Source organism: Sinomonas sp. T428B (genome assembly GCF_056780155.1).
The window spans coordinates 3,315,495-3,330,736 of record NZ_JBRAZR010000001.1; the positions used below are offsets into that span (position 1 = coordinate 3,315,495).

The 15,242-nt window shown below is 72.1% G+C and carries 15 protein-coding genes; 5 read left to right on the top strand and 10 right to left on the bottom strand.

What is annotated here, in order from left to right:
• Nucleotides 1–27 precede the first annotated feature (27 nt).
• The 4 genes from ACUYMY_RS15295 to ACUYMY_RS15310 all read right to left on the bottom strand — a co-directional run bounded on the left by ACUYMY_RS15295 (nucleotide 28) and on the right by ACUYMY_RS15310 (nucleotide 4,838).
• On the bottom strand, nucleotides 28–2,559 hold the full coding sequence (locus tag ACUYMY_RS15295; RefSeq protein WP_481704381.1) for a GcvT family protein: 2,532 nt from the start codon (nucleotides 2,557–2,559) through the stop codon (nucleotides 28–30).
• A gap of 37 nt (nucleotides 2,560–2,596) precedes the next feature.
• Entirely contained in the window at nucleotides 2,597–3,499 is a 903-nt protein-coding gene (purU, locus tag ACUYMY_RS15300; protein WP_481704382.1) for a formyltetrahydrofolate deformylase, read from the bottom strand.
• Between the two features lie 119 nt (nucleotides 3,500–3,618).
• A complete protein-coding gene (locus ACUYMY_RS15305) occupies nucleotides 3,619–4,338 on the bottom strand; it encodes an anti-sigma factor family protein (protein ID WP_481704383.1) in 720 nt (239 codons plus the stop codon).
• Nucleotides 4,335–4,838, bottom strand: a complete 504-nt coding sequence (locus tag ACUYMY_RS15310) for a sigma-70 family RNA polymerase sigma factor (protein ID WP_481704384.1) — start codon at nucleotides 4,836–4,838, stop codon at nucleotides 4,335–4,337. Before ACUYMY_RS15310 ends, ACUYMY_RS15305 begins: the two co-directional genes overlap by 4 nt.
• 135 nt (nucleotides 4,839–4,973) lie before the next feature.
• Between ACUYMY_RS15310 and ACUYMY_RS15315 the strand changes: the two genes are divergently transcribed.
• The 3 genes from ACUYMY_RS15315 to ACUYMY_RS15325 all read left to right on the top strand — a co-directional run bounded on the left by ACUYMY_RS15315 (nucleotide 4,974) and on the right by ACUYMY_RS15325 (nucleotide 6,399).
• The gene (locus ACUYMY_RS15315; protein WP_481704385.1) at nucleotides 4,974–5,555 is read left to right on the top strand and encodes a COG4315 family predicted lipoprotein; all 582 of its coding nucleotides are present in this window, start codon (nucleotides 4,974–4,976) and stop codon (nucleotides 5,553–5,555) included.
• A gap of 19 nt (nucleotides 5,556–5,574) precedes the next feature.
• Nucleotides 5,575–6,150: a DUF5655 domain-containing protein gene (locus ACUYMY_RS15320; protein WP_481704386.1), complete on the top strand. Its 576-nt coding sequence runs from the start codon at nucleotides 5,575–5,577 to the stop codon at nucleotides 6,148–6,150.
• Nucleotides 6,151–6,231: 81 nt separating this feature from the next.
• Nucleotides 6,232–6,399: a hypothetical protein gene (locus ACUYMY_RS15325; protein WP_481704387.1), complete on the top strand. Its 168-nt coding sequence runs from the start codon at nucleotides 6,232–6,234 to the stop codon at nucleotides 6,397–6,399.
• Between the two features lie 27 nt (nucleotides 6,400–6,426).
• Here ACUYMY_RS15325 and ACUYMY_RS15330 read toward each other — a convergent pair whose 3' ends face one another.
• From ACUYMY_RS15330 to dnaK, 5 genes are all read right to left on the bottom strand, one after another.
• Nucleotides 6,427–7,335 (bottom strand): DMP19 family protein, encoded by a 909-nt coding sequence (locus ACUYMY_RS15330; protein ID WP_481704388.1) that lies wholly within the window; start codon nucleotides 7,333–7,335, stop codon nucleotides 6,427–6,429.
• Nucleotides 7,336–7,480: 145 nt separating this feature from the next.
• Nucleotides 7,481–7,903: a heat shock protein transcriptional repressor HspR gene (locus tag ACUYMY_RS15335; RefSeq protein ID WP_481704389.1), complete on the bottom strand. Its 423-nt coding sequence runs from the start codon at nucleotides 7,901–7,903 to the stop codon at nucleotides 7,481–7,483.
• A gap of 3 nt (nucleotides 7,904–7,906) precedes the next feature.
• Nucleotides 7,907–8,890 carry a DnaJ C-terminal domain-containing protein gene (locus ACUYMY_RS15340; RefSeq protein ID WP_481704390.1) on the bottom strand — a complete coding sequence of 328 codons (984 nt, stop codon included), beginning with the start codon at nucleotides 8,888–8,890 and terminating at the stop codon, nucleotides 7,907–7,909.
• 101 nt (nucleotides 8,891–8,991) lie between these two features.
• A complete protein-coding gene (locus tag ACUYMY_RS15345) occupies nucleotides 8,992–9,681 on the bottom strand; it encodes a nucleotide exchange factor GrpE (protein WP_481704391.1) in 690 nt (229 codons plus the stop codon).
• A gap of 2 nt (nucleotides 9,682–9,683) precedes the next feature.
• On the bottom strand, nucleotides 9,684–11,543 hold the full coding sequence (gene dnaK, locus ACUYMY_RS15350; protein WP_481704392.1) for a molecular chaperone DnaK: 1,860 nt from the start codon (nucleotides 11,541–11,543) through the stop codon (nucleotides 9,684–9,686).
• Nucleotides 11,544–11,746: 203 nt separating this feature from the next.
• On the opposite strand from dnaK, the gene ACUYMY_RS15355 reads away from it, so the two are divergent.
• Complete coding sequence (locus tag ACUYMY_RS15355) at nucleotides 11,747–12,604, top strand: fumarylacetoacetate hydrolase family protein (RefSeq protein ID WP_481704393.1); 858 nt, start codon at nucleotides 11,747–11,749, stop codon at nucleotides 12,602–12,604.
• 33 nt (nucleotides 12,605–12,637) lie between these two features.
• Here the strand turns inward: ACUYMY_RS15355 and ACUYMY_RS15360 are convergent, their stop codons facing one another.
• Complete coding sequence (locus tag ACUYMY_RS15360; RefSeq protein WP_481704394.1) at nucleotides 12,638–14,035, bottom strand: MFS transporter; 1,398 nt, start codon at nucleotides 14,033–14,035, stop codon at nucleotides 12,638–12,640.
• 186 nt (nucleotides 14,036–14,221) lie between these two features.
• Here ACUYMY_RS15360 and ACUYMY_RS15365 point away from each other — a divergent pair, with 186 nt between their 5' ends.
• Nucleotides 14,222–15,181, top strand: a complete 960-nt coding sequence (locus ACUYMY_RS15365; protein ID WP_481704395.1) for a trypsin-like serine peptidase — start codon at nucleotides 14,222–14,224, stop codon at nucleotides 15,179–15,181.
• The last annotated feature ends 61 nt before the right edge of the window (nucleotides 15,182–15,242 follow it).

Genomic DNA, 15,242 nt, shown 5'->3' on the forward strand with positions numbered 1-15,242 from the left:
CGTCCCGGGGGTGCGGCCCCGGCGGGCTCAGGCGCGGATCTTGGCCATCTCCGGGTCGACGAGCGGCTCGGCGACCACGGTCGCGGCAATGCGCCGGCCGAAGTACTCGATCTCCACCGAGGCGCCCAGCTCGACCTCGCCCGGGAGCCACGCGTACGCGACGGGCTTGCGGACGGTGTGCCCGAACGCGGCGCTCGTGACGTAGCCGGCGACGGCGCCGTCCACGAACACCGGCTCCTTGCCCAGGACGACCGACGTGCCGTCGTCGACCGTCAGGCAGCGCAGGCGCTGCGCCGGCGCCGACTCCGCGGCGGCGGCCACGGCGGCCTCGAAGGCCGCCTTGCCCACGAAGTCGCCCTTCGCCGGGCGGACCGCGAACTCGAGGCCGGCCTGGACGGCGTCGTGCTCAGTGGTCATGTCCGTGCCCCACGAGCGGTAGCCCTTCTCGAGGCGCAGGCTGTTGAAGGCGCTGCGACCGGCCGCGATGACGCCGAACGACTGGCCGGCGCCCCAGAGGGCGTCCCACAGGCGCTGCCCGTACTCGGCCGAGGTGTAGATCTCCCAGCCGAGCTCGCCGACGTAGGAGAGCCGCATGACCCGCACGGGAATGCCCGCGATCGAGGTGGACACCGACCGGAAGTACTTGAGCCCGTTGTTCGTCAGGTCCGCCGGCGTGAGCGGCTGGACGAGGTCGCGGGCCTTGGGACCCCAGACGCCGATGCAGCACGTGCCGCCGGTGGTGTCGCGGACCTGGACCCAGTCCTGCGGCGAGGCCGCCGTCTGGTCCGCCGCCTCGCGCGAGATGTAGTCGAGGTCCAGGCCGCCGTTGGCGCCGATCTGGAAGAGGTCCTCCTCGATGCGGGCGACGGTCAGGTCGCTCTTGATGCCGCCGGCCTCGGTGAGCATGAGCGTGTAGGTGACGGACCCGATGCTCTTGTCGATCTGACCGGTCGTGAGGCGCTGCAGGAGGCGGAGGGCCCCGGGGCCGGAGACCTCGAGCCGCTTGAGCGCCGTCATGTCGTACATGGCCACGTTGGTCCGCGTCGCGTGCGCCTCGGCGGCGGCGATCGGCGAGTCGTAGGCGGCCGCCCAGTCGTCGCGGGCCGGCGGCTGCCACTCGGCGGGCAGCGTGTCGAGCAGGCCGCGGTTGGCCTCGTACCACTGCGGCCGCTCCCAGCCGGCGGCCTCGAGGAAGACCCCGCCGAGCTCGCGCTGGCGCGCGTTGAAGGGCGAGACCCGCAGCCCGCGGGGCGATTTCCGCGGCTCGAGCGGGTGCTTGATGTCGTACACCTCGACGAAGCTCTGCTTCGAGGTCTCGAGGACGTAGTCCTCCTGGAGCTGGATCTCCTCGAAGCGGGCCACGTCGAGCTCGTGCAGGTCCGTCTCGGACTGGCCGTGGACGAGGAGCTCGGCGACGGCCTTCGCGACGCCCGCGGAGTGCGTGACCCACACGGCCTCGGCGATGAAGAAGCCGCGCACCTCGGGCGACTCGCCGACGAGCGATCCGCCGTCCGGGGTGAAGGAGAAGATCCCGTTGAACGCGTCTGCGATGCCCGCCCGGTCGAGGGCCGGGAGGAGCTGGCGGGAGGCCTTGAAGGCCTGCTCGAAGTCCTCGGGCGTGAACTCGAGCCGCGAGGGCATCGCGTGGTCGGCCATGTCCTTGCCGTCGACGGCGGGGAGCTCGTCGTAGCGGACCGCGATCGGGCGGTGGGCGTACGAGCCGATGCCGAGGGCCTCGCCGTGCTGGCGGAAGTACAGGCCCTCGTCCTGGTGGCGCAGGATCGGCAGGGCGGCGCTGTTGCCGGTCCCGAGGATGTGGCTGCCGCCGAGGGCGACGCCGTCGGCCTGCTCTGCGAGCTCCTGCACGGCCGTGGTCTTGACGTACTGGTGGGCCATGGGGACGAGCGGGACGGGCATCCCGACGAGCTCCCCGAGCTGGGGGCCCCAGAAGCCGGCCGCGGAGATCACGATGTCGGCGGGGACGACGTCGTCGCCCGTCCGGACGCCCGTGACCCGGCCGCCGCCGCGCTCGATGCCGGTCACGGTCACGTTGCCCACGAACTTCGCCCCGCGCGCCTCGGAGCGCTCGCGGAGGAGCTCGACGGCGAGCAGCGAGGAGGCGAGCCCGTCGCCGGGGAGGTGCAGGCCGCCCAGGACGATGCTCTCGTCGATGAGCGGGTGGAGGGCCTTGGCCTCGGCGGCGTCGACGAGGCGCGCCTCGACGCCCCACGCGGTGGCCCAGCCGTGGCGGCGCTTGAGCTCGGCGAGCCGGCTCTCGCTCGTGGCGATCTCGAGGCCGCCGACGGCGTTGAACGCCGAGAAGCCGGGCCGCGTGAGCGAGGCGAACTTCTGCCCCGTGTAGGCGGCCATCTCGGTCATGGTCTTGGAGGAGTTCGTCTGGAAGACGAGGCCTGGGGCGTGGGACGTGGAGCCGCCGGTCAGCGGGATCGGCCCCCTGTCGAGGACGGTGATGTCGGTCCAGCCGCGGGACGTGAGCTCGTCGGCGAGGTTGGCCCCGACGATGCCGGCGCCGATGATGACAACGCGTGGTGAAGGCATGGTTCCCTCTCGTGGTTCGTGTGGTTCTGGCGCCGGGTCAGGCGAAGATGATGGTGCGGTGGCCGCTGAGCAGGACGCGCCGCTGGGCGTGCCAGCGCACGGCGCGGGCGAGGGCCAGGGTCTCGGCGTCGCGGCCGAGGGTCGCGAGGTCCTGCGGGGTCAGCCGGTGGTCGACCCGGATGACCTCCTGCTCGATGATCGGGCCCTCGTCGAGGTCCGCGGTGACGTAGTGGGCCGTGGCCCCGATGTGCTTGACGCCGCGGGCGTGGGCCTGGTGGTACGGCTTGGCACCCTTGAAGCCGGGCAGGAACGAGTGGTGGATGTTGATGGCCCGTCCGGCGAGCTTCCGGCAGAGGTCATCCGAGAGGATCTGCATGTAGCGGGCCAGGACCACGAGGTCGGCGCGGTACTCGTCGACGAGGGCGAGGAGCTGGGCCTCGGCCTCCGGCTTGGTCTCGGGCGTGACCGGGATGTGGATGAACGGAAGCCCGGCGGCCTCCGCCATGGGGCGCAGGGTCGGGTGGTTGGAGGCGACGGCGACGAGCTCCGCCGCGAGGTTGCCGGCCTTCCACCGGTAGATGAGGTCGTGGAGGCAGTGGTCCTCCTTGGAGACCATGACGAGGACGCGCGGAGCCGCGGCCGGGTGGAACGTGTACTCCATCCCGAAGTGCTCGGCCGTCTCCGCGAACTCGGCCGTGAGGGAGTCGGCGTCGATCTGGCCCTCGGAGCTGAAGGCGGTCCGCAGGTGCAGCGCGCCCTCCGCGGCGTCGTCGAACTGCTGGTGCTCGGTGATGTCGAAGCCGCGCTCGACGAGGAAGCTCGAGACGGCGTGGACGATCCCGGCGCGCTGGGGGCACGAGAGCGTCAGCACGGCCGTGGGCGTCGCGCGTGCTTCCGGCGTCTCGGCGGTCGGGCGCGGGAGGGTAGGGGTTGCGGTCACAGGTGCGTCCTTCCGGGATGGTCCGTGCTCATACAACTGATATATAAGAGACGGTAGAGGTGCGGATCACATCGCGTCAAGGGGCAATTTCCCCGAGGCGGCGAGGCCGCCGGGGGCCGTCAGCTCAGGGTGAGGCTCGCGACCGTCCGCTCGGCCTCGTCGCGGATCTGGACGGCGCGGATGTCGGCGAGCTGGATGGACGTGGCGCCGGTCAGGACGGCGGCGCGCGCGTAGCCCGTCGAGGACCAGCTCGCCGCCCGCTCCTGGCTCCCGTCCGCCGCGACCACCCAGACGCTGAACACGCCGTTGGCCGGCATGCGGCGGCACACGAGGTCCAGCTGCGTGCCCCACGCGCGGCGCCCGAGCGAGAGCTCGACGTCCGCGCCCTCGGCCGAGGCGAGCGTGTAGGTCGCGGCCGGCGAGCTCGGCGAGGGCGAAGCGGACGCGCTCGGCGAGGGCCCGGCGTCGGGCGCGTCCCCGGCCCGGAGGACCGGCCCGAGCGCGGCGCCCGCGGCGAAGAAAGCCGCCGCGGCGGCGGCGAGCCCGGCGCCCCAGGCGATGCGGCGCGCGCGACGGCGGCGCCTCACCCGGGCGAGCAGCGCGGCCGGCGCTGTGGCCGACTCGGGCGGGCGGGCGGCGTCATGCGCGAGGGCGACGGCGCGGGGTGCGGGCACCGCGTCCAGGAGCGCAGGGAGGGACTCGAGCGAGGCGAGCTCCGCGCGGCACGCCGGGCAGTCGGCGAGGTGTGCCTCGAGGGCCCGGGCCTCCGCGCGCGGGAGCACGCCCAGGAGGTAGGCACCGAGGTCGAGGCGGGCGCGGCGGTGCAGCTCGCCGTTCACCGGTCCACCCCCATCTCGTCGAGCGCTGCGCGGAGCGAGCGCAGCGCGTAGAAGCAGCGGGACTTGACGGTCCCCGGCGGGACGCCGAGCTCGAGCGCGGCCTCGGCAATGCTCAGCCGGCGGTAGTGCATGGCGATGAGCGCCTGCCGGTGCTCCGGCGTGAGCCGGGCGAGCGCCTCCTCCATGACCACGCGGTCCACGAGCTCCTCCACGGGCTCGCCGTCCACGGCCGCGTCGAGGCCGTCCTCGCCGAGCTGGGCGACGGCGCGCGGCCGGCGCGCGGCGCGCCGGTGCTGGTCCACGATGAGGTTCCGGACGGTGCGGTAGAGGTAGGCGCGCAGGCTCGAGGCGTCGGGCGGGCCCTGCCGCCAGACCCTGATGATCGCCTCCTGGACGATGTCCTCGGCCTGCTCGCTCCCGACGGCGCCGCATGCGAACCGCCGAAGGGCGGCGCCGTGGTCGCGGTACAGCGCCGCGACGGCGTCCTCGTCCATGGGCATCGTGGCCTCCTTGCACGGATGGACACGCCCGCCGGGCCCGATCGGTTCACCCGGATGTGAACCATTCTGCGCCCGGCGGCGTGTGAGGGGGCAGCGGCGGCCCGCCGGACCGCCACGTCCAGGAAGGAGCCGATCATGGCAGCAGCATTCACGGCGTCGAGGGGCGTCCGGGTGAGGCTCGCGGCGCTCTGCGCGGCGGCCGCGCTCGGGCTCGCCGGCTGCGCGGGCGGGCCGGGGACGACGGCGTCGCCCACCACAGGCGGGCAGACGACCACCGCGACGACTGGCCCCCTGCCTGACCCGTACGGCGGCGGCGCGGCCCCGACGACCTCGCCCACGGCCGCGCCCGCGTCCGAGGCAGCCCTCAAGACCGCGACAGCGGGGACGCACACGATCGTCGTCGACGGCGAGGGCAAGACGGTGTACTTCTACACCAAGGACGAGCCGAACTCGGGGAAGTCCGCATGCGTGGGCGGCTGCATCACGCTGTGGCCGCCCGTGACCACGGACTCGGCGCAGCCCAAGGTCGAGGGCGTCACGGGTACCGTCGGGACCATCACGGCTCCGGACGGCAAGCACTGGGTCACGCTCAACGGCCTGCCGCTGTACTACTACGCGAAGGACTCTGCGGCCGGGGACACGACGGGGCAGGGTGTCGCCGGGGTCTGGTACGTCGCCGCGCCGGACGGGAAGATGATCACCGATCCGCTCAAGTAGGCTCGCGTAGCATCGGCCCATGGCCGAGGCTGCACGCACGTGGAAGGACATGATCGAGTTCTGCCAGGGCCTCCTGGTGCGCAAGACCGGGCGGGACGTGCATGCGTGGGCCGAGGAGGCCCGCGCCCGCGGGCTCGCCACCGACGCCGAGCTCGCCGCGTGGATGCGCGACGAGCACGGCGTCACGGGGTACGCCCGGTACGCCGTCTCGTGGGAGGTGTTCGGCTACCCCGAGTTCATGCTCCGGGACGCCGACGAGCTCTTCGCCGGCCAGTACGCGGACCGCGAGCACCTGCGGCCCCTCGCCGAGGCGGTCCTCGCGTGGGCTCAGGCGCACGACGGCGTCGCCGTCCAGATGCGCAAGACGTACGTCTCGCTGCTCTCGCCCCGGCGCAAGTTCGCCCAGGTCACGGCCGCGACGAAGTCCGCGGTCGACGTGACGCTGCGCTGGGACGGGCCCGCGCACGAGCGGCTCGAGCCGGTCCGGGCGCGGCCAGACGACCCCTTCACGTCGCGGGTGCGGCTGCGGGCCCTCGAGGACGTCGACGATGCCCTCTTCGACGTCCTCGAGGCCGCCCTCGCGCAGAACTCCTGATCCCGCTGGGGCTGCCTGCCGGCTCTGGCCTCGGCTGTGACCCGGGAGTAGGCTGGGTGCCCCAACGGTGAGGGAGGGACCATGTCAGACTTCCGCACGTACTCGGAAGACGAGAAGCACAGCTACGTCGCGCCGTCGTGCGAGCTGTGCGGACAGCACCGCCACATCGTGTGGCACCAGGACGGCGAGCGCTGGACGCCGCGGGACCGGGGCTGCTCGAACGAGGCCTGCCCGCAGTTCGCGTCGTAGGGCGCTCGGACGCCTGAATCGCCGAGGTCAGCCCGCCGGCTGGCCCTCGGCCTCGCGCTCGGACGCCTCGCTGCTCGGCCCGCTGCGCGGGTCGTCCTCGTACACGTCGAGCTCGTCCTCGTCGAGCTCCTCGAACTCGACAGCGGCGAGGATCTCCTGCGTCGCGGGGTCGATCATGTACGCCTCGTCGTCCTCCTCGACCATGAGGTACTCGCCCTGCTCGGTCGTGAACCGCCACGCGAGCGTCTTGACCCCGTGGTGGAGGTAGTTCGGGTCTCCCATCGTGATGGCCTGAAGCTCGTGGCCGGCCACGTCGCACAGCTCGCGGATCACGAGCTCGAAGTCCGGCACGTCCACGAGGGAGTCCTCCTCGGCCGCGGCGCGGCGCTCCTCGAGGTCCTCGATGAGCCCGACCCGCCGGGCGATCTCGTCCTCGATCCCGTCCTCGTCGAGCGCGAGCAGGCCCTCGGCCCCGCGCAGCCACGCGCCGTTGAGCGCCACGAGGTCCTCCTCGGCCAGGAGCGGCTCGAACCGGTCGTCGAGCGCCTCGAGCGCGGCGAGCGAGTCGACGTGGTCATCCCCGTCGAGGTACGCCTCGGCGTCCTCCTCGCTGAGCGCCTCGAACGCCGCGACGAGCTCCTCGAACAGCGCGAGGTGCCCCTCGGCGCCCATGGCCCGCAGCCCGTCGCGGACGTACCCGTCGATGCCGTGGTGGTCACCGGAGTGCGCGACGTACTGGGCGAACCCGCCGTCGAGCGACTGGGTCAGGTAGAAGTCCACGTAGTAGCTGCGCAGCGCGTCCGCGGCGATCTCGCGCTCGTCGAGCAGCTCCTCGTACATGGCGTTGACGACATCGACGTTGGCGTCGACGATGGCCTCGCTGCCGGCCGCCAGGGCCTCGGAGGGGAGGACGACGGGGTGCAGGCTCGTGCTCATGCGGGGCTCCTCGCTCTGGGGGTCACTCACGCATCGAACGTACGACGGCGCGCGGCGCCGGAACCACAGCCAGAGGGGATCGCCGGATGAACGTTGGGCGAACCTTGGGCGGCGAAGGCCCGCCCCGCAGGTCGGCCCCCGGGCATCAGCGCTGCGGCCGCCAGACCACGAGGGCCTGGGAGCGCGGCTGCGGGCGCTGCCCGCGGGCGAGGGACACGACGTCGCCCGCGATGCCCGCCGCGAAGACGCGGCGCGGGTCGCCGCTGACCCGCTGGGCCTCGACGAGGTCGGCCTGCAGCTCGCGGACGCGGGCCTGCAGGGCCGCGACCTGGTCCTCGAGCTCGAGGATCCGCCGGATGCCCTCGAGCGAGACGCCGTCCTTGGACAGGCGCTGGACCTCGCGGAGCATCTCGACGTCGCGCTGCGAGTAGCGGCGCTGCTTGCCTGGCTGCCGCGAGGGCGAGACAAGCCCGAGGCGGTCGTACTGGCGCAGGGTCTGCGGGTGCATCTCGGCCAGCTCCGCCGCCACGGAGATCACGAAGATCGGTGCGAGCGGATCGATGGCCATGGCCTAGAGCCTCGCCTTCTCCGCAAGGTGCGCGCGCGGGTCGGACTGGCCGTTCTTGGCCACGGCCTCGGCGAAGGCGCGCACGGCGTCCTCGGCCTCGCGGGGAAGGTTCTGGGGCACGACGACGTCGATGGTCACGAGGAGGTCGCCGGCGCCCTTGGCGGTCTTGACCCCGCGGCCCTTGAGCCGGAGCGTGCGGCCCGAGTTGCTCCCCGGCGGGACCTTCATCTTGACGGTGGTGCCGTCCACGGTGGGCACCTCGATCTGGGCGCCCAGGACGGCCTCGTCGAAGGTCACCGGGACGTGGATGCGGAGGTTGTCTCCCTCGCGCTCGAAGAAGTCGTGGGGCTTGACCTTGACGGTGACCATGAGGTCTCCGCTGCCGGCCGAGCCGGGACCGCCCTTGCCGCGCACGCGCAGCCTCTGGCCGTCGCGGATGCCGGGCGGGATGCGGACCTCGATGACCTCGCCGTTCTGCTCGCGCAGCCCGATCGTCGTGCCGCGGATCGAGCCGGCGAAGGAGATCGTCGTCGTCGCCTCCCGGTCAGCGCCGCGCTGCGGCGGGGCCTGGAAGCCGCCCTGGCCGAAGCCGCCGCCGAACCCGCCGCCGAACAGGTCCGCGAACTCGGGCGGGAGGTTGCCGGTGTTGAAGCCGCGCGAGTGGCGGCCGGCCCCGCCCGTGAAGAGGCCGCCGAAGAGGTCCTCGAACCCCGCGGCGCCGGCGCCGGCCCCGCCGGGGGCGAAGCGGGCGCCGCCCATGGCCCGGATCGCGTCGTACTGCTGGCGCTCCTCGGGGTCCGAGAGCACGTGGTGCGCCTCGGTGATGTCCTTGAACCTCTTCTCGGCCTCGGGGTCACCGGCGTTGGTGTCGGGGTGGTACTTGCGGGCGAGCTTGCGGTAGGCCTTCTTGATGTCCTCGGCGGAGGCGTCCTTGGACACGCCGAGAATGGCGTAGAAGTCCTTCTCCACCCAGTCCTGACTTGCCACGAACGCTCCTTAGCTCGAATCCTGCTTCAAGTGTCCTACGGTTTCGGGTACGCATCCCGCCGGGGATCCCCGCCGAGATGCGTACCCGAAGCGACTGCGGGTCAGCCCTGGGGCGTCGCCACGATGACCTGGGCCGCGCGCAGGACGCGTCCCGAGGTCCGGTAGCCGCTGCGGAGCACCTGCTGGACCGTGTCGACCTCGATGCCCTCGCCCGGCTGCTGGATGAGGGCCTCGTGGATGTTCGGGTCGAACTCCACCCCCGCCGCGTCGATCCGCTCGAGCCCGTGCCCGCTCAGGACCGACTCGAGCTTGCCGGCGATCGAGGCGAAGGGCCCCTCGGCCAGGTCTCCCGCCTGCCGGGCCGCGTCGATGTCGTCGAGGACCGGCAGGAGCGAGCTCAGCACGCCCATGACGGCGACCTCGCCCGCCACCGCGCGGTCGCGCTCGACGCGCTTGCGGTAGTTGACGTACTCGGCCTGGAGCCGGAGCAGGTCCTCGCGCAGTTCGGCGGCCACGGCGTCCTGGGCCTCGGCCTCGGCGCCCGCCGCTGCCTCGCTCAGGATCTGCTCGGCCTGGGCCAGTGCGTCGCCCGCGTCGTGCGCCTCGTCGACGGGCTGGATCTCCTCGTGCGCCTCGGCCGGCTTCGCGGAGCCGTCCTGCTCGGGGTGCCGGGCCTGGCCTGTCACCGGGTCGACCTTGCGGTTGTCCCGGATGACCGGCTCCTGGCGCTCCCCTGCGGTTGTTTCTCGCTCGCGCTCGTGCTCGTGCTCGTTTCCGTGGTGGGGAGCCATCGCTACCTCTTCTCGTCCTCGTCCACGATCTCGGCGTCGACGATGTCCTCATCGCCGCCCGCCTTGGATCCGGCGTCGGCCGTGCCGGCCTGAGCGCCATCCGTCGGGGCCTGGGCCTGGGCGTAGATGGCCTCGCCGAGCTTGGTCTGGGACTGCTGGAGCTTCTCGAACGCGGCCTTCACGGCGTCGTCATCCGTGCCCTCGAGCGCCTTCTTGAGGGCGTCGACGTCGGCCTTGACCTCCGTCTTGACCTCCTCCGGGAGCTTGTCCGCGTTGTCCGCGATGAGCTTGTCCACGGAGTACGCGAGCTGCTCGGCGGCGTTGCGGGTGTCGGCGGCCTCGCGGCGGGCCTTGTCCTCGGCGGCGTGCGCCTCGGCGTCGGCGACCATGCGCTCGATGTCCTCCTTGGACAGCGCCGTGCCGCCCGAGATGGTCATCGACTGCTCCTTGCCGGTGCCCTTGTCCTTCGCCGAGACGTGGACGATGCCGTTCGCGTCGATGTCGAAGGTGACCTCGATCTGCGGCACCCCGCGCGGGGCCGGGGCGATGCCCGTGAGCTCGAAGGTGCCCAGCGGCTTGTTGTCCCGGGTGAACTCGCGCTCGCCCTGGAAGACCTGGATGGACACGGACGGCTGGTTGTCGTCGGCGGTCGTGAAGGTCTCCGAGCGCTTCGTCGGGATGGCCGTGTTGCGCTCGATGAGCTTCGTCATGACGCCGCCCTTGGTCTCGATGCCGAGGGAGAGCGGGGTGACGTCGATGAGGAGGACGTCCTTGCGCTCGCCCTTGAGGACGCCGGCCTGGAGCGCGGCGCCGACGGCGACGACCTCGTCCGGGTTCACGCCCTTGTTCGGCTCCTTGCCGCCCGTGAGCTCCTTGACGAGGTCCGAGACGGCGGGCATGCGGGTCGAGCCGCCGACGAGCACGACGTGGTTGATGTCGGAGAGCTTGATGCCGGCTTCCTGGATCACGTCGTGGAACGGCTTCTTGGTGCGCTCGAGCAGGTCCTTCGTCAGCTCCTGGAACTTGGCGCGGGTGAGCTGCTCGTCGAGGTGCACGGGGCCGTCGGGGGTGACGGAGAGGTACTGGAGGGAGATGTTGGTGCTCGTCGAGGACGAGAGCTCCTTCTTCGCCTGCTCGGCCGCCTCGCGGAGGCGCTGGAGGGCGATGCGGTCCTTCGAGAGGTCGATGCCCTTCACCTTGAGCCTGTCGATGAGGTAGTCGACGACGCGCTGGTCCCAGTCGTCGCCGCCGAGGCGGTTGTCGCCGGCGGTCGCGCGCACCTGGATCGTGGAGAAGTCGTCCTCGTCCTTGCCCACCTCGAGGAGCGAGACGTCGAACGTGCCGCCGCCGAGGTCGAAGACGAGGATGAGCTCGTCCTCCTTGCCCTTGTCGAGGCCGTACGCGAGGGCGGCCGCCGTGGGCTCGTTGATGATGCGCAGGACGTTCAGGCCCGCGATCTCGCCGGCCTCCTTCGTGGCCTGGCGCTCGGCGTCGTTGAAGTAGGCCGGGACGGTGATGACCGCGTCGGTGACCTTCTCGCCCAGGTACGACTCGGCGTCGTTCTTGAGCTTCATGAGGATGCGCGCGGAGATCTCCTGCGGCGTGTACTTCTTCTCGTCGATGCCGATGGACCAGTCGGTGCCCATGTGGCGCTTGACCGAGGCGACGGTCCGCTCGATGTTGTTGACCGCCTGGCGCTTCGCGATCTCGCCGACCAGGACCTCGCCCGTCTTGGAGAATGCGACGACCGACGGCGTGGTGCGGCCGCCCTCGGCGTTGGCGATGACCGTGGGCTCGCCGCCCTCGAGGACGGAGACGACGGAGTTGGTGGTTCCGAGGTCGATGCCTACTGCACGGGACATGGTTCCTCCTGCTGGTGATCGGACTGGGCTCGCCCAACCGTTCAAGTTGAGCGGTCTGCACTCAAGTCTACGCGGGGCATGTGCCATGTCAAATGAAGTTGAGCGGGGTTGACTCAAGTTCTTCCTGCGCCGCAGGCATCCCAGAGCCGGTATGCTTTCGCTTGTCGATATTTTTATTTCGCATCATGGATTCTGGAGGCCCGATGAAGTTCCTCAGACTCGGTGAGCCCGGCGACGAGCAGCCAGTGGTGCTCGCGACCGGGCCGGACGGCGTCGAGCACGCCTTCAGCCTGCGCACGCTCACCCAGGACCTCGACGGCGCCTTCCTCGCGGACGACGGCGTGGCCCGGGTCCGCGCGGCCCTCGCCGCCGGGCGGCTCGCCGAGCTCGACCCGGCGGGCCTGCGCGTGGGCGCGCCGGTCGCCCGACCGCGCGCGGTCGTCGGGATCGGGCTCAACTACGCCTCGCACGCGGCCGAGTCCGGGGCGGAGCCGCCGGCCGTCCCCGTCGTCTTCCTCAAGCCGAGCAGCACGGTGGCGGGCCCCGAGGACGCGGCGCCCTACCCGCCGTCGGCCGTCAAGTACGACTGGGAGGCCGAGCTCGCGATCGTGATAGGGCGCGACGCCCACCGGACGGCCTCCCCGGAGGCGGCCGCCACCCACATCGCCGGCTACACGGCGGCGAACGACCTCTCCGAGCGCGGGTGGCAGCTCCCCGGCGCCGCCGGGCAGTGGACCAAGGGCAAGTCCGCCCCGGGGTCGACGCCGCTCGGGCCGTGGCTCGTCCCGGCGGACGAGGTCGACGCCGGGTCACTGCGCGTGCGCAGCTGGGTCAACGGCGAGCCCCGCCAGGACTCGAGCACCTCGGACCTCATCTTCACGCCCGCGGAGCTCGTGCACCACTGCAGCCAGTACATGCTGCTCGAGGCAGGGGACGTGATCCTCACCGGCACCCCCGCCGGCGTCGCCCTGTCCGGCCGCTTCCCCTACCTCTCCCCCGGCGACACCGTCGAGGTCGAGGTCGAGGGGCTCGGGCGGCAGCGGCACGTGGTCACGGCCTGAACGCGGTCCCGACCCCCGGGCGGGCCGGCGGGCTCACCGCCGCCCGCTGACCACCGTCCCCGCGTGCCGGGGCAGGAGCAGGCTGTCCGCGACCGAGACGAGCATGAGCACCGCGATGGCCGCGAAGGCGACCCGGTAGGCTGCGGCGGGGTCAGCGCCGTCGAACGCCTGCGCCGCAGCGCGGATGAGCAGGGCGCCGACGGCGACCCCGAGCGCGTGCGCGAGCTGCACGAGGGTGTTCGAGATCGCGTTCGCGCTGGGCAGCTGGGGCGAATCGACGTCGGCGTACTGGACCGTCATGTACGCCGAGAAGCCGATCGAGCGGAACATGCCCGAGGCCACGAGGACGGCGAAGAGCAGGGGGTCCGGCCAGTCCGGCGTCGCGAGCGCACACAGGGCGAAGGTCCCGGCCGAGGCGGCCGCTGCGCCCACGAGGACGGGCCTGAAGCCGAACCGGCGGATGAGCGGCGTCGTGGCGGGCTTGATGCCGATGTTGCCGATGAACACGGCCGCGACCATGAGGCCCGCGCGGACCGGGTCCCACCCGAAGCCGTCCTGGAGCATGAGCGGGAGCATGAACGGCACGGCGGAGATGGTGAGCCGGTAGACGAAGCCGCCGGTCTGGGTGGCCCGGAAGGTGCGCACGCGCAGCACGCTGAAGTCGAACAGCCGAGCCGGCGCGCGGCGCATCCAGGCGACCGCCGCCACGAGCGCGAGGAGGCCGACGGCGAGCGCCGCCGCCCCGGTGCCCGCCTCGCCGCCGTGCCCGAGCAGCTCGAGGCCGACGACGACGGCGGCGACGCCCGCCGTCGTGAGCCCGAGACCGAGCCAGTCGAGCCGGCGGCCCGGGTCGGCACCGCCGGCCGGGACGAGCCGGAGCGCGGCCACGAGCGCCGCGGCGCCGAGCGGGAGGTTGACGAGGAAGATCCAGTGCCAGGAGAGGTACTGGGTCAGGGCCCCGCCCACGAGCGGCGCGACGACGGGGGCGAGCAGGCCCGGCCAGACGAGGAACGCGGTGGCCTTGAGCAGCTCGTCCTTGGGGGTCCCGCGCAGGACGACGAGGCTCCCGACGGGGACCATCATCGCCCCCGCGAAGCCCTGGAGCGCCCGGAACGCGGTCAGGGCGCCGAGGCTCGGGCTCAGCGCGCACAGGAGCGAGGCGAGCGTGAAGAGGCCGATCGCGCCGGTGAAGACGCCCCGCGGGCCGAAGCGCTCGGCCAGCCACGAGCCGAAGGGGATGCCCATCGCCACGGTCACGAGGTAGGCGGTGATGGCCACGTTCGCGTCGGCGGCGGCCACCGAGAAGTCGGCGCCGATCGCCGGCAGGGCCGTGGCCAGGGCCGTGCCGTCGAGGAACTCCATGAAGTACGTGGCCGCGACGAGCAGGGCGAGCCGAGGGTTCCACGCGGACGCGGGAGGGGCTGAGGTCACCGTCACAGCGTAGCGACGGACATCGGCCGTGCCCTGACGCGGCCGTTTTGAAAACGAGTGGTGGCCGAATGTGAACGGGGCCTCCCCACGCGGGCCGGGCGCACCCTACCATGTCCCCCAAGAGTCGCGACGCGCCTCTGGGGGACGGTCGCCTTCCCGGGCCCCAGCGACCATGAAAGGGACCCGATGGCCACCAAGCTCACCATGAGCCTTGTCTCCCTCGCCTCCGCCGTCCTCATGGCCCTTGGCGCCAGCGCCGCGAGCGCCGCGCCCGGCGGCGAGGCACGCGGCAACGCCAGTCCCCAGGCTGCGAGCCACAGGGTCGAGAACCCCGCGGCCGCCGCCGAGTACTGGACGGCGGAGCGCATGCGCTCGGCGATCCCCGGGGGCGTGCTGGCCCAGAGGGCCCTCGAGCGGGGCGTGAAGTCGCCGGAGTCGTCCGTCGCGAAGGGCTCGCCGACCACGCTGGCGGGCAAGACGACAACCCTGCACAAGAACGAGAGCCCGGTCTCCCACATTGGCAAGGTGTTCTTCACGCTCGGCGGACAGAACTACGTGTGCTCGGGCAACGCTGTCGCCTCGGCCAACCGCAGCACCGTCTCAACCGCCGGCCATTGCCTCAACGAGGGCCCCGGCGCGTATGTCACCAACTTCGTCTTCGTCCCGAAGTACCTCAACGGCTCCGCGCCCTACGGCAAGTGGGCTGCGACGAGCCTGCACACGACGAGCGAGTGGAAGGACAGGGGCAACATCTCCTACGACACGGGATTCGCCGTCGTCGCCCTCCCCGGCTCGACGGCGAAGCTCACCGACACCGTGGGCGGCTCGGGCGTCGCCTTCGGCCAGAGCCGCGGGCTGTCCTACAAGGCGTATGGCTATCCGGCCGCCAAGCCCTTCAACGGCCAGTCGCTCATCTCCTGCTCCGGCACGGCGAGCGGCGACCCGTACAACCCCTCGTTCGGCACCCAGGGCATCCCCTGCGACATGAACGGCGGCTCCTCTGGGGGCCCATGGTTCATCGGCAGCGGCTCGAGCGGCGTGCAGAACTCGGTCAACTCCTACGGCTACAGCCGCGTCAAGGTCATGTACGGACCGTACTGGGGCTCGGCCATCAAGGCCGCCTACGATACGGCCGCGGCGTCCTGACGCCTACGCAGACACAGCCCGGCCCCCGCGGGACTTCCTGCGGGGGCCGGGCTGCGCTTGA

Excerpts from the sequence above, each read along its gene's own strand:
- ACUYMY_RS15295 (WP_481704381.1), bottom strand. The coding sequence starts at position 2,559 with ATGCCTTCACCACGCGTTGTCATCATCGGCGCCGGCATCGTCGGGGCC.
- ACUYMY_RS15310 (WP_481704384.1), bottom strand. The coding sequence starts at position 4,838 with ATGCCCATGGACGAGGACGCCGTCGCGGCGCTGTACCGCGACCACGGC.
- ACUYMY_RS15315 (WP_481704385.1), top strand. The coding sequence starts at position 4,974 with ATGGCAGCAGCATTCACGGCGTCGAGGGGCGTCCGGGTGAGGCTCGCG.
- ACUYMY_RS15320 (WP_481704386.1), top strand. The coding sequence starts at position 5,575 with ATGGCCGAGGCTGCACGCACGTGGAAGGACATGATCGAGTTCTGCCAG.
- ACUYMY_RS15325 (WP_481704387.1), top strand. The coding sequence starts at position 6,232 with ATGTCAGACTTCCGCACGTACTCGGAAGACGAGAAGCACAGCTACGTC.
- ACUYMY_RS15330 (WP_481704388.1), bottom strand. The coding sequence starts at position 7,335 with ATGAGCACGAGCCTGCACCCCGTCGTCCTCCCCTCCGAGGCCCTGGCG.
- ACUYMY_RS15335 (WP_481704389.1), bottom strand. The coding sequence starts at position 7,903 with ATGGCCATCGATCCGCTCGCACCGATCTTCGTGATCTCCGTGGCGGCG.
- ACUYMY_RS15345 (WP_481704391.1), bottom strand. The coding sequence starts at position 9,681 with ATGGCTCCCCACCACGGAAACGAGCACGAGCACGAGCGCGAGCGAGAA.
- dnaK (WP_481704392.1), bottom strand. The coding sequence starts at position 11,543 with ATGTCCCGTGCAGTAGGCATCGACCTCGGAACCACCAACTCCGTCGTC.
- ACUYMY_RS15355 (WP_481704393.1), top strand. The coding sequence starts at position 11,747 with ATGAAGTTCCTCAGACTCGGTGAGCCCGGCGACGAGCAGCCAGTGGTG.
- ACUYMY_RS15365 (WP_481704395.1), top strand. The coding sequence starts at position 14,222 with ATGGCCACCAAGCTCACCATGAGCCTTGTCTCCCTCGCCTCCGCCGTC.